The sequence below is a fragment of the Altererythrobacter sp. C41 genome (assembly GCF_016803135.1).
GTDB lineage: Bacteria > Pseudomonadota > Alphaproteobacteria > Sphingomonadales > Sphingomonadaceae > Pelagerythrobacter.
The window spans coordinates 808281-820424 of the sequence record NZ_JAEVFE010000001.1; the positions used below are offsets into that span (position 1 = coordinate 808281).

The following is a 12144-nucleotide window of genomic DNA, read 5'->3' on the forward strand; positions in this document are numbered from 1 at the left end:
AGCCGGGATCGGGTGCGACGCGGTCGGAGTTTGCAGAAAGCGATCCCAGCTTCGCCGGGATAGACGTGCTCAGGGCCGCGAGCGGCCTCCCCCGCCCCCTCACCCCTTCCCCTTGGTCTTCGTTTTGCCCGCCTTCGCGTTGGCGGCGATGAAATCGATGATCATCCCTGCGATGTCCTTGCCGCTCGCCGCTTCGATGCCCTCGAGGCCCGGGGAGGAATTGACCTCCATGATCACCGGCCCGTGATTGCTCCGCAGCATGTCCACACCGCAAACGTTAAGCCCCATGCGCTTTGCCGCGCGCACGGCGGTCGAGCGTTCCTCGGGCGTGATCCGGACCAGCTCCGCGCTGCCGCCGCGGTGGAGGTTGCTGCGAAAATCGTCGGGCGCGCCGGTGCGTTTCATCGCAGCGACGACCTTGCCGCCGATCACCAGCGCACGGATGTCGGTGCCGCCGGCTTCCTTGATGAACTCCTGCACCAGGATGTTGACGTTGGCCCCGCGGAAGGCCTCGATCACCGACTTGGCGCTCGCCTCGGTCTCGGCGAGGACGACGCCGATCCCTTGCGTGCCTTCGAGCAGCTTGATCACCACCGGGGGTCCCTTGACCGCCTTGATGATCTCCTCGGTCTGTTTCGGATCGTGCGCGAAAGCCGTCAGCGGCAGGCCCAGGCCGTGCTTGGCGAGGATCTGCATCGAGCGCAGCTTGTCGCGGCTGCGGCCGATCGCGACGCTTTCGTTGAGCGGCCAGACGCCGCTCATCTCGAACTGGCGCAGGATCGCGAGGCCGTAATGGGTGATCGAGGCGCCGATGCGCGGGATCACCGCGTCGTAGCCGGTCAGCGTTTGCCCGTTGTAGGTTACCGTCGGCCGGTGGGAGGCGATCTGGACGTTGCAGCGCAGGGTGTTGAGCACGTCGAGCACGTGCCCGCGCGCCTCCGCCGCCTCCACCAGACGCCGGTGCGAGTAGAGGTTCGGGTTGCGGGCAAGCATGGCGATCTTCATGGCACGCGATCTTTCCTCGGCATGCGCCCTGGCGACTGGAGCCAAGAGCTGCCCGAATCAACGACGAACCGGCGGCGGAGTGCCGTGCGGCCGATAAGCAGGGGAAATTGCATGTCCGAGCGGTCGGCAAGACTGATCTCGGCACGGAATTCGACGGCGCCGATACGCATCGGCGTCTTCACGATCAAGCGCATTTGCGTCTCGCCGTTGGAACTGGTGATTCCGCGCCGGTCGACCTGGATCGCTTCGCACACCTGGCGCACGTGCTGGCGCCCGAAATCGACCGCGAAGCGCACGTAATCGGTCCCGTCCCGCTCGAACCGGTCGAGCACGGTCGCATGAAGCGACGAGGTGCGCGCGCCGGTGTCGATCTTGGCCGGAACGGCCGCGAGGCCCAGCTCGGGCAGCGCGACGAGCTCGCGCCAACCCACCGCCGGCAGCGGCTCCTTCTTCGCGCTCAACCGACGATCGCCAGCCCGTCGCCCCCGTCGCCGGTGGCCAGCCGCCGCAGCACCCTGCCGCTGGCGAAATCGACTTCGGCGATCGTGTCGCTGCCCGTCTCGGCGACGTAGATGCGCTCACCATCCTCCGACCAGACGATTGTGACCTGCTGGCGCGTCTTGGCCTCCTCGCGGCCCGAGACGGCGATCGTGCGCACCGCGCGAGCTGCGGCGAGATCGATGACCGTCAGCGAACCGTCGGCCATGTTGGAGGTCACCGCGACATCGCCCTGCGGCCGGATCGCCAGGCGCAGCGGGAAGTCCCCGGTCGCCACCTCGTGCCGCACCTCCAGCGTCTGCGGATCGAGCGCGAACGCCTTGTCCGAACCGCGGGCCGAGACCCACAGCGTCTTGCCGTCGGGCGCCAGATCGATCCCCTCCGGCTCCACGCCGACTTCCACCGAACGCGGCGCACGACGAGTCAGCAGGTCGACCAGCGTGACCGTTTTCGAGCCCATGTCGACCGTCCACGCATGCCGCGCATCGGGCGCGACGGCGAGCATGTGCGTGCCTTCCTGTCCGGTCGAGAATTCGAAGGTCTCGGCGCTTTCGCTCAGCGGATCGCGGACCCAGAGGATCGAACGGCGCCCCTCGGCGCTCGCATAGAGGTCGCCGTTCGCGTGCCAGACGATCCCGTGCGGCCGCGCGTTCTCGCCCAGCTCGATCCGCTTGACGCGCGAGAGGTCGCTCGCGCGGAACACGTCCACGCTCGTGCCGCCGTAGCAGGCGAGCGCGACGTGGGCGCCGTCGGGCGATGTCGCGAGCTCGTGCGGATTGGCGCAGCTATCGACCCGCGCGACCTCCTCGCCGCTCGCGAGGTCGATCTTCGAGAGCGAGTTGCCGAACTTGTTGGCGACGAACAGCGCGGCACCGTCGCCGGTCGGCGCGGCACCCGATCCCCCGGTAACCGGCGCGCAGGCCGCCGCAGCAGCCAGGCATAAAAGCGATAAAACCCGCATGATTCCTCCGAGCAGCCTTCTGCTGAGGGAGAGAATAGCCGACCTTGCCGCCTTCTCCGAGTCCCCGCGAAGGCGGGGACCTCAGGATATCAGCGCAGCGCCAATGGCGTGGGGTCCCCGCCTTCGCGGGGACTCACACCTGTCTCACCACCCGGTCGACTTGCCCTTGTTCTGCTCGTCGAGCCAGGCCTTCAGCGGCGCGAAGTATTCGAGCATCGGCTTGGCGCTCATTTCGCGGGTGCCGGTGAACGCCTCGAGCGCGTCGGGCCACGGTTCGCTCGCGCCCATCTCCAGCATCCGGGCCAGCTTCGCGCCGACTTCCTTGTTCCCGTAGAAGCTGCAGCGGTGGAGCGGCCCTTCCCAGCCGGCCTGGTCGCAGGCGGCCTTGTAAAACTGGAATTGCAGTATCCGCGCGAGGAAGTAGCGCATGTAGGGCGTGTTGCCCGGGATGTGGTACTTCGCGCCGGGATCGAACGCATCGGCCGGCCGCTCGACCGGAGGGGTGATGCCCTGATACTCGCGCCGCAGCTCGGTCCAGGCAGTGTTGTATTCGGCCGGGGTGATCGTGCCGTCGAACACGCCCCAGCGCCACTTGTCGACCATCAGGCCGAACGGCAGGAACGCGACCTTGTCCATCGCCTGGCGCAGCAGCAGGCCGATGTCCTTCTCCTCGCCCGGCACCTGGGCACGGTCGAGCAGGCCGATCTGGACCAGGTACTCAGGGGTGATCGAAAGCGCGACGAAATCGCCGATCGCCTCGTGGAATCCGTCGTTCGCGCCGTTGAGATAGAGATACGGCTGCTCGTTGTAGGCGCGCTGGTAATAGTTGTGGCCGAGCTCGTGGTGGATGGTGACGAAGTCGTCCGCATTCACCTTGATGCACATCTTGATGCGGATATCGTCGACGTTGTCGACGTTCCAGGCGCTCGCATGGCACACCACTTCGCGGTCCGCCGGCTTGGTGAACAGGCTTCGCTCCCAGAACGTCTCCGGCAGCGGCGTGAAGCCGAGCGAGGAATAGAAGCCCTCGCCGATCTTGACCATGTCGAGCGGCTTCTTGCCCTGCGCTTCCAGCAGCGCGCCGATGTCGTAGCCCAGATCGCCCGAACCTTCAGGCGCGACGATCGGGTAGATGTTGCCCCATTCCTGCGCCCACATATTGCCGAGCAGGTCGGCGCGGATCGGCCCGGTGGTCGGCTGCACCGCATTGCCGTACTTCTCGTTGAGCTGCGTGCGCACGTAAGTGTGCAGCGCCTCGTAGAGCGGCCGGGTTTCCTGCCACAGCCGCTCGGTCATGGCGGTGAATTCCTCCGGGCTCATGTCGTAGCCCGAACGCCACATCGCCCCCACGTCGTCGAACCCGAGCTCGGTCGCGCCCGCATTGGCGATCTCCACCATGCGGACGTATTCTTCCTTCATCGGCGCACCGACGTTGTTGTGCCAGCTCGCCCACATCTCGGCGAACTCCTCGGGCGTGTGCTCGAGGTTGCCCATTTCGGCCTCGATGTCGGAGCCCGAGATCTCCTGCCCGTTCAGCGTGCCGCGGCCCTTCCCGTACTGGCTCTGCAGGCTGGTCGCGATCTCGTTGAGCTCGGTCGCGGCGCCCTCGGTGGTCGGCGCGGGCAGGACGATGCCGTTGCGGAGGATGTTCAGCTTGCGCGCGACGTCGGGGTCGAGGCCCTGGACCTGCGCGTACTTCGCCGCCTCCAGCGCGTACTTGACCGACTTCTCGGTCCCTTCCGCGCCGGCCTGCGCGGCAAGCGCGTCGGTGTCGTCGGTGATATAGGTCGAGTTGACCCAATAGACCCGGCTCGCATCGACCGAGTAGTCGAACAGGTCCTTCTCCACCATTGCCACCCAGGCAGCCGCACCTTGCGGCGTCATCGGATATGCCTGCTGCGCGGTCTGCTCGCCGGCGGGCGGGCTGGTTTCCTGCGCATGAGCGGGAACGGCAAGCGAGACGGCAAGCGCGGCAAGCGCGACGGGTGCGAACTTCATGATCTGGGGCATCCTCTCATGCGGGAACCGGTTTCGGCAGATACCGGTTTCTGAACCTCCGCCGGACGCGAATCAAGCGGTTGCGCCGAGAAACTCCACCAGCGCATCGCCCAGCGCGCCTTCGGTGACCGAACTCATGTGCGTGCCGGGTATCTCCACATGACGCGCGTCGGGCAGCGCCTCCGCGAGTTTGGTCGCCGAGCCGTTGTCGTCGTCCTTGTCGCCGCACAGAACCAGGGTCGGCATGGTGATCTTCGCCAGCTCCTCGGGATCGGTGTCGTCCACAGCCTGGAGCAGCAGCCGCGCCGCCACGCGGTCGATCTTCATGGTCTTCATGAAGCTGACCGCCATGAATGCCGGGTCGCCGCGTTCGACCTCGTCGAAGCGATCGATGGCGTCGATGAAGAACGCCGCGCGCCGGTTCCAGCCGGCGAGCCCTTCGAGGCCCATCCCGCCCAGCACCAGCCGGCGCGGGCGAAGCCCGTCGATCACCGCCCGCGCCGAGGTCCGCGAGCCAAGCGAGAAGCCGACGAGGTCGTAGTCCTCCAGCCCCAGCGCCTCGACCAGCGCCGCCGCATCCTTCGCCAGCACGCCCGGCGGATAGGCTTCGGCCTCGTGCGGCTTGGCGCTGTCGCCGTGCGCGCGCAGGTCGGGCATCACCGCCTCGAACCCCGCCTCGGCCAGCTTCCGCGCATGTCCGAAGCGAATCCAGTTCATTTCCGCGCTCGAGAACAGCCCGTGCAGCATCAGCACCGGCCTGCCGGCACCCATGCGGCGCACTGCCAGCCCCGCGCCGTCGAACGACGTCACACGCTCGCTTCTCACTTCGATGTCGGCGTTTTCCATCTCCGCCGCCTACCCGATCGACTGCGATACGCAAACCGCTTGAGTATATAAGCACGCTTATTATATGCGCGCGCATGGACACCAACGCAGGCTACCTACTTGCGGACAACTCCCGCCTGCTGCGCCGCGCTTTCGACGAGCGGGTGCGGGAAACAGGGGTGACGGCGCCGCAAGCCCGCCTGCTGCTCAATCTCGAGCGGCATCCAGGCCGCAATCAGGCGTTCTACGCCGAGCGGCTCGAGATCGAGCCGATCACGCTCTGCCGCATGGTCGACCGGATGGAGGAAGCCGGCCTCGTCGAGCGCCGGGCCGATCCGGACGACCGGCGTGCGCGCCTGCTGCACCTCACCAGTCATAGCCGCGGCAAGATCGCCCGCATCCGCACCGCGCTCGACGGTCTGATGGAAACCATGCTCGCCGGCTTCGACGCCGAGGAGGAGGCGGTTTTCATGGCCATGCTCGAACGCGTTTCCACCAACCTCTCGGCCCCGTCCAAGGAGCTTGCCGCCAATGGCTGACGCCGACCCCGCAACGCTGCCCGAGGCTGCGGACGAAGTCTCCGCGCCCGAACGAATTTCCCAGCAGCCCGAGCCCGAGGCTGCCAAGCCGCGCCGCTGGGGCCGGATCGCGCTGATGGCGGCCGTGCCGCTCGCGATGCTGATTGCGGGCGGCCTCTACTGGCTCAGCTTGCAGGGCAAGGTCTCGACCGACAACGCCTATGTCCAGCAGGACCGGGTGGCCGTCTCCGCCGAAGTCGGCGGTCAGATCGTCGAGGTCGCGGTCGAGGACGGGCAGCGGGTCGCGGCGGGCGCCCTGCTGTTCCGCATCGACCCGGAGCCTTACCGCCTCCAGATCGCGCAGGCCAATGCCACGATCGCGCAGGCGCAGGCGAACGTCACCGCGCTGAGCAACAGCAGTGACCTTTCGGGCGCATCGGTTTCAGCCGCACGCGAGGACATCGCCTTCGCCGAGACGAATTTTGCGCGCAAGGACGAGCTCTACAATCGCGGCTTCCTGACCAAGACCGAGCATGACGCGGCCGAGCACGCGGTCCAGCAGGCGCGCGAGGAGCTTCGCATCGCGCTGGCCCTCCAGGCCGAAGCACGGGCCAAGCTCGCGCGCGGCGCAGCCGTGCCGGGCAAGAACCCGCAGATCGCGGCGGGCGAAGCGCAGCGGGCGGCGGCGGAGCTCAACCTGCGGCGAACCGAAGTGCGCGCGCCGGCCGCCGGCGTCATCTCGCAGGCCGATCGCCTCCAGATCGGCCAGCAGGTCATGCAGGGCCTTCCGGTCGTGACCATCGTTCGCGAGGCGAGCTCCTACGTCGAGGCCAATTTCAAGGAAACCGAGCTGGACGATATGCGCGTCGGCCAGCCGGCCGAAATTCGCGTCGACGCCTATCCCGATCTCGTGCTGAAAGGCCATGTCTCGTCGATCGGGGCCGGCACCGGATCGGAATTCTCCGTCCTCCCCGCGCAAAACGCGACCGGCAACTGGGTCAAGGTGACCCAGCGGGTGCCGGTGCGCATCAAAATCGACGACGACAGCCCGCGCCAGCTCATCGCCGGCCTCTCGACCGAGGTGACCGTCTTCACCGACGGCCGCGAGCGCTAGGCCGGGCCGCAAGTTGGCCTCGGCCGCCCTTCCCGCCCGCCCGGGCGCGCCGCCCGCGGACGAAGCGCAGCTCCAGGTTCGCAACCCGGCGCTGCTGCTCGTCGGGATCATGGCCGCCTCGCTGCTGCAGGTGCTCGACACGACGATCGCCAACGTCGCGATCCCGCACATGCAGAGCACGCTGGGCGCGACGTCGGAAAGCATCACCTGGGTCCTGACGAGCTATATCGTTGCCTCCGCGGTCGCCATGCCGGTGACCGGCTGGCTGGCCGACCGGGTCGGCGGGCGGCGGCTGTTCATCCTCTCGGTCGCGGGTTTCATCGCCGCCTCGATGCTGTGCGGCATGGCGCAGAACCTGGAAGAGATGGTGCTGTTCCGCGCGCTCCAGGGCGTCGCGGGTGCCTTCATCCCGGCACTGAGCCAGAGCTTCATGCTCGATACCTCGCGTCCCAGCCGCCATGCGCAGGTGATGGCGATCTGGGGCATGGGGATCATGATCGGCCCGATCCTCGGGCCCATTCTCGGCGGCTGGCTGACCGAGAGCGCGAACTGGCGCTGGGTGTTCTACGTCAACCTGCCGGTCGGTATCCTCGCGCTGGCGATCCTGATGGCCGAGTTGCCGCACCGCGACGGCGCAGCGCGCCGCTTCGACCTGACCGGCTTCGCACTGCTGGGCCTTGCCCTCGCCTCGTTTCAGCTCCTGCTCGACCGCGGCGCCCACCTCGACTGGTTCGATTCGGGCGAGATCTGGCTCTACACGTTCCTCGCCGCCAGCGCCGGGTGGATGGCGATCGTCCACATGGCGACCGCGCGCAGTCCGCTGTTCGAGGGATCGATGTTCCGCGACCGGAACTTCACGCTGGCGCTCTGCTTCATGTTCGTGATTGGCGTCGTCATGTTCGCCAATATGGCGCTGCTGCCGCCGATGCTGCAGCACCTGTTCGGCTACGGCGTGATCGACACCGGGATCGTGCTGATGCCGCGCGGCGTCGGGGTGCTGATCTCGATGCAGCTTTCGGGCTTGCTGATCCGCCGCGGGCTCGACGCGCGCGTGGTGGTGGCGAGCGGCTTTGCGATCACCGCCTTGTCGCAGTGGCAGATGGCGCACTGGTCGCTCGCGGCCGATTCCTACCACTTCATCCTCTCGGGGCTGATCCAGGGGCTCGGCATGGGGCTGGTGTTCATCCCGCTCAACGTGACCGCCTTCTCCACGCTGGAGCCGCGCCTGCGCACCGAAGGGGCGAGCCTGCTCAATCTCGTGCGCTCGCTCGGCGCCTCGGTCGGGATCTCGGTCACGACGATCCTGCTCGCGCGCAATATCCAGATCAGCCATGAGGAGCTCGGCAGCCACGTGACCGCGCAGAGCCTCGGTTCGCTGGACCTCTCGGCGCTCGACCGCTTCCAGGCGCTCGGCCAGGCGGGCCTCGCGATGATCGATGCCGAGGTCAACCGCCAGGCGGCGATGATCGGTTATGTCGACGATTTCTGGCTGATGATGTGGATGGCGCTGGCCGCCGTCCCCTTCGCCTTCCTGATGCGACCGGCGAAGGGCCCCGCCGCGCCCGCTGCCGACGCGGCCGGGCACTAGACCTCAGCGCCGCACCGCCCAGCTCAGCGCGCGCTGGAGTTCAGCCGCACCATCGCGCTCATAGGGGCGGCCATGGGCCATCACCACTTTCTCGACCGGCCAGTCCAGTATCTCGCGCGCGGCCCCCGCGATCCGCCGACGACGCAGGAGATAGGTCGCCCGCATGTCGAGCGGCGTCGAACCGTCGGCTCCGCCCAGCCGGATGATCCAGCGCATCAGGCGGTTGGGGACGCGCGCCGGCTCGAAATTCTCGATCAGATCGGTCAGCACGCAGACGCTGGCGTGCCGGACGAAGAACACCGCCTCGTTCACCACCGCCCCCTGCATGACCACCCAGGCGATTTCGCCCTCCCACGCCATGCTCGTGCCGGGCGCCAGCGTCCGGTCGATGCGGAAGGGGCGCTTCGCCCGCTCCAGACCCGGCACGGCATGGCTGATGGCCTCGGGATAGCGCGCGAGCCAATCGCTCATGTACCAGTAGTGGAGCGAATTGGGCGCGATCAGGTGCCGTACTGGCCCCAGCGCCTCGATCCGCTCGAACAAGGCCGGATCGGGCGCGATCGGCGAGTGGATCCACAAGTCCCCCGACAGCAGGCGAACCACCGTCATCCGCGTCGGGAACGGCGCCTTGAACGGGCCGACGTCCATCCGGATCTCCGGCCCATCGACGATCCACACGCGCTCGGCAAAGGGCTGGGGCGTGTTGAGGGGATCGTAGGGGATGATGCCGCTCATAGGCGCGGCATGGTAAGGCGCGGTGGCCGCGCGCGCAAACGCTCAGGCGCGCGGGGCGAGCCCCTTCTGCTCCATCCGCCACTTCGCCATCTCGATCCGGTCCTGCCCGAAGAACGGTTCCCCCTCGAGCACCAGCGTCGGCACGCCCCAGTGCCCTGCATCCTCCAGCGCCTGCTGGTTGGCGGCGATCTCGGCGTCGAGTTCGTCCGCCTGTGCCGCCGCCTCGGCGTCGAGTTCCGCGAGGTCCAGCCCGGCTCGTTCGGCAGCACCCGCCAGGTGTTCGCCCTCGTGCCAGTTCCCGGCCCCTCCCCAGATTAGCATACCCGCCTCGTGCGCGAAGGCGAGGCCTTTCCCCCGCCGCGCCGCGGCCTGCCCCAGCCGCGTGATCCGGCGAATATAGGGCTGGTCGGTCGCGATCGTGCGCGTCGGGATGTCCTGCACGATCGGATCCGGCCGCGGCGGACCGAAAGGAATCCCGTGAAACTGCGCCACCCGCATCACGTCGACCAGCGTGTAACGCAGCCAGTTCGGATGGTTGCGCTCGAAGAAATCCGGCTGCCGGATCGCCAGCGGGTAGACCGGCCGCAGCGCGATCTCAACGTCGTGCGTCTCCGCCAGCTCGCGATACCGCCCCACCGCCAGATAGCTGTAGGGGCTGCGGAAGCTGAAGAAGAGATCGGCGGCGAGGGTCATGCGGACGTTGTGCCGCAAGCCCTCCCCCTCGTCACCCCTTCTTCAGGTGCCGCCGGCCGAGCAGTTCCGCGATCTGCACGGCGTTGAGCGCCGCGCCCTTGCGCAGGTTGTCGGAGACGCACCACAGGGTCAGGCCGTTCTCGATCGTCGGATCCTCGCGCACGCGGCTGATGTAAGTCGCGCCGTCGCCCGCGCTTTCGATCGGGGTGACGTACCCGCCGTCCTCGCGCTTGTCGACGAGCATCACGCCCGGGGCTTCGCGCAGGATGTCCTGCGCCGCTTCGGCCGAAAGCTCGTTCTCGAACTCGATGTTGACCGCTTCCGAGTGGCCGACGAACACCGGCACCCGCACGCAGGTGGCGTTGAGCTTGATCTTCGGGTCGAGGATCTTCTTGGTCTCGACCACCATCTTCCACTCTTCCTTGGTCGATCCGTCGTCGAGGAAGACGTCGATGTGCGGGATCACGTTGAAGGCGATCTGCTTGGTGAACTTCTTCGGCTCGACCGGATCGCCGACGAAGATCGCGCGGCTCTGCTCGAACAGCTCGTCCATCCCCGCCTTCCCGGCGCCGGACACGGACTGGTAGGTGCTCACCACCACGCGCTTGATCGTCGCGGCATCGTGCAGCGGCTTGAGCGCGACGACGAGCTGCGCGGTCGAGCAGTTCGGGTTGGCGATGATATTGCGCGCCTTGTAGCCGTCGATCGCGTCCGGATTCACCTCGGGCACGATCAGCGGCACGTCGGGCTCCATGCGGTAGAGCGAGGAGTTGTCGATCACCACGCAGCCGGCCGCCGCCGCCTTGGGCGCATATTCCTTGGCCGGGCCGCTACCGGCGGCGAACAGCGCGATGTCCCATCCGGCGAAGTCGAAATGTTCGATGTTCTTGCACTTGAGCATCTTGCCGGTGTCGCCGAATTCGACCTCGGTGCCGACCGAACGCGAGCTCGCGACCGCCGCGACCTCGTCACACGGGAACTCGCGCTCGGCGAGGATCTGCATCATCTCGCGTCCGACGTTGCCGGTCGCGCCGACGATTGCCACCCGATAACCCATCTATCACTCCTCGCTTGGTGCGCGGGGCTTAGCGCTCAGCGTCTCGCCCGCAACCGCAAATATCCTTGAACCCCCGATAGCGGGCCGAAACGCAAAAGGGGCGCCCCGACCCGTGCCGGAGCGCCCCTTGCTGTCTCTTTCCCGACTGGTGGCCGATCAGGCCTTTTCGGTCGGGCGGTTCTCGCGGCGCTCGGCGATGCGGGCCGATTTACCGGTGCGGCCGCGCAGGTAGTAGAGCTTCGCCCGGCGCACGACGCCGCGGCGAACCACGGTAATCGAGTCGACGATCGGCGAGTAGAGCGGGAACACGCGTTCCACGCCTTCGCCGAAGCTCATCTTGCGCACGGTGAAGTTCGAACCCATGCCGCGGTTCGAACGGGCGATCACCACACCTTCGAAATTCTGCACACGCTCGCGCGTGCCTTCGACGACTTTCACGCCGACGCGCACGGTGTCACCGGCGCGGAATTCGGGAACGTCCTTCCCGAGGTTCTCGATGGCTTCGGCCTCGAGCTGCTGAATCAGGTTCATGACCTGCATCCTTACCTTTTTCGCCGCGCATCAGAGGCAGACTGGTCCCGAGCGCCACTGTAGCGCTCCCAAAGGTCCGGCCTGCGTGACCGTGTGTCTTCCTCGCTGCGTTGCTTGCGCCACGCCGCGATTTTCGCATGATCCCCCGATCGCAGCACTTCAGGGATCGTGCGCCCTTCCCATTCCTGAGGTCGGGTATATTGCGGATACTCGAGAAGCCCTTCCTCGAAGGATTCCTCGGTCCCGCTCGAAGGCGCGCCCATTACGCCGGGAAGCAGGCGAATGCAAGCATCGAGAATGGCCAGCGCGGCGGGCTCTCCGCCGGAGAGGACCACGTCGCCGAGACTGACCTGCTCGATCTGCGGCCGCGCCTCGAACAGGCGCTCGTCGAACCCTTCGAACCGGCCGCAGAGGATGACGACGCCCGGCCCCGCCGCCAGCTCGCGAATCCGCGCCTGCGTGATCGGCGTACCGCGCGGCGTCATCGCGAGGATGGGCCTCTCCCCCTCCCCTTCAGGGGAGGGGGCCGGGGGGAGGGGGTCGCGTGCCACGGTCGCGGTTCGCCCTGCCCCCTCTCCCAACCCACTCCCCGGAAGGGGAGAGGGCTTCGCCAGCACCGAA

The 12144-nt window shown here is 67.4% G+C and carries 13 protein-coding genes; 3 read left to right on the top strand and 10 right to left on the bottom strand.

What is annotated here, in order from left to right; translation table 11 throughout:
• Nucleotides 1-99 precede the first annotated feature (99 nt).
• The 5 genes from rimK to JNO53_RS03865 all read right to left on the bottom strand — a co-directional run bounded on the left by rimK (nt 100) and on the right by JNO53_RS03865 (nt 5308).
• Complete coding sequence (gene rimK / locus JNO53_RS03845) at nt 100-1005, bottom strand: 30S ribosomal protein S6--L-glutamate ligase (protein WP_203107758.1); 906 nt, start codon at nt 1003-1005, stop codon at nt 100-102.
• Nucleotides 1002-1466, bottom strand: coding sequence for an ATP-dependent zinc protease family protein (locus JNO53_RS03850; protein WP_203107760.1), 465 nt, complete (start codon nt 1464-1466; stop codon nt 1002-1004). Before JNO53_RS03850 ends, rimK begins: the two co-directional genes overlap by 4 nt.
• Nucleotides 1463-2464: a YncE family protein gene (locus tag JNO53_RS03855; protein WP_203107762.1), complete on the bottom strand. Its 1002-nt coding sequence runs from the start codon at nt 2462-2464 to the stop codon at nt 1463-1465. The genes JNO53_RS03850 and JNO53_RS03855 overlap by 4 nt, the downstream gene beginning before the upstream one ends.
• Nucleotides 2465-2608: 144 nt before the next feature.
• Nucleotides 2609-4462 (bottom strand): M2 family metallopeptidase, encoded by a 1854-nt coding sequence (locus tag JNO53_RS03860; protein WP_203107764.1) that lies wholly within the window; start codon nt 4460-4462, stop codon nt 2609-2611.
• A 72-nt stretch (nt 4463-4534) separates the two neighbouring features.
• A complete protein-coding gene (locus tag JNO53_RS03865) occupies nt 4535-5308 on the bottom strand; it encodes an alpha/beta fold hydrolase (protein WP_203107766.1) in 774 nt (257 codons plus the stop codon).
• A 74-nt stretch (nt 5309-5382) separates the two neighbouring features.
• Here JNO53_RS03865 and JNO53_RS03870 point away from each other — a divergent pair, with 74 nt between their 5' ends.
• The 3 genes from JNO53_RS03870 to JNO53_RS03880 are packed head-to-tail and all read left to right on the top strand — an operon-like array spanning nt 5383 to nt 8507.
• Entirely contained in the window at nt 5383-5826 is a 444-nt protein-coding gene (locus JNO53_RS03870; RefSeq protein ID WP_203107768.1) for a MarR family winged helix-turn-helix transcriptional regulator, read from the top strand.
• Entirely contained in the window at nt 5819-6919 is a 1101-nt protein-coding gene (locus JNO53_RS03875) for an HlyD family secretion protein (RefSeq protein ID WP_203107770.1), read from the top strand. The genes JNO53_RS03870 and JNO53_RS03875 overlap by 8 nt, the downstream gene beginning before the upstream one ends.
• A gap of 13 nt (nt 6920-6932) precedes the next feature.
• Nucleotides 6933-8507, top strand: a complete 1575-nt coding sequence (locus JNO53_RS03880) for a DHA2 family efflux MFS transporter permease subunit (RefSeq protein WP_203107772.1) — start codon at nt 6933-6935, stop codon at nt 8505-8507.
• A 3-nt stretch (nt 8508-8510) separates the two neighbouring features.
• Here JNO53_RS03880 and JNO53_RS03885 read toward each other — a convergent pair whose 3' ends face one another.
• The 5 genes from JNO53_RS03885 to trmD all read right to left on the bottom strand — a co-directional run.
• Nucleotides 8511-9242 (bottom strand): DUF4336 domain-containing protein, encoded by a 732-nt coding sequence (locus JNO53_RS03885; protein ID WP_203107774.1) that lies wholly within the window; start codon nt 9240-9242, stop codon nt 8511-8513.
• A gap of 42 nt (nt 9243-9284) precedes the next feature.
• Complete coding sequence (locus tag JNO53_RS03890) at nt 9285-9935, bottom strand: 2-hydroxychromene-2-carboxylate isomerase (protein WP_203107896.1); 651 nt, start codon at nt 9933-9935, stop codon at nt 9285-9287.
• Nucleotides 9936-9966: 31 nt separating this feature from the next.
• Nucleotides 9967-10992 carry an aspartate-semialdehyde dehydrogenase gene (locus JNO53_RS03895; RefSeq protein WP_203107776.1) on the bottom strand — a complete coding sequence of 342 codons (1026 nt, stop codon included), beginning with the start codon at nt 10990-10992 and terminating at the stop codon, nt 9967-9969.
• Between the two features lie 156 nt (nt 10993-11148).
• Nucleotides 11149-11523 (bottom strand): 50S ribosomal protein L19, encoded by a 375-nt coding sequence (gene rplS / locus JNO53_RS03900; protein WP_119511465.1) that lies wholly within the window; start codon nt 11521-11523, stop codon nt 11149-11151.
• Nucleotides 11524-11534: 11 nt separating this feature from the next.
• On the bottom strand, nt 11535-12144 hold a 610-nt coding region (trmD, locus tag JNO53_RS03905), incomplete at its 5' end, for a tRNA (guanine(37)-N(1))-methyltransferase (protein ID WP_238401553.1).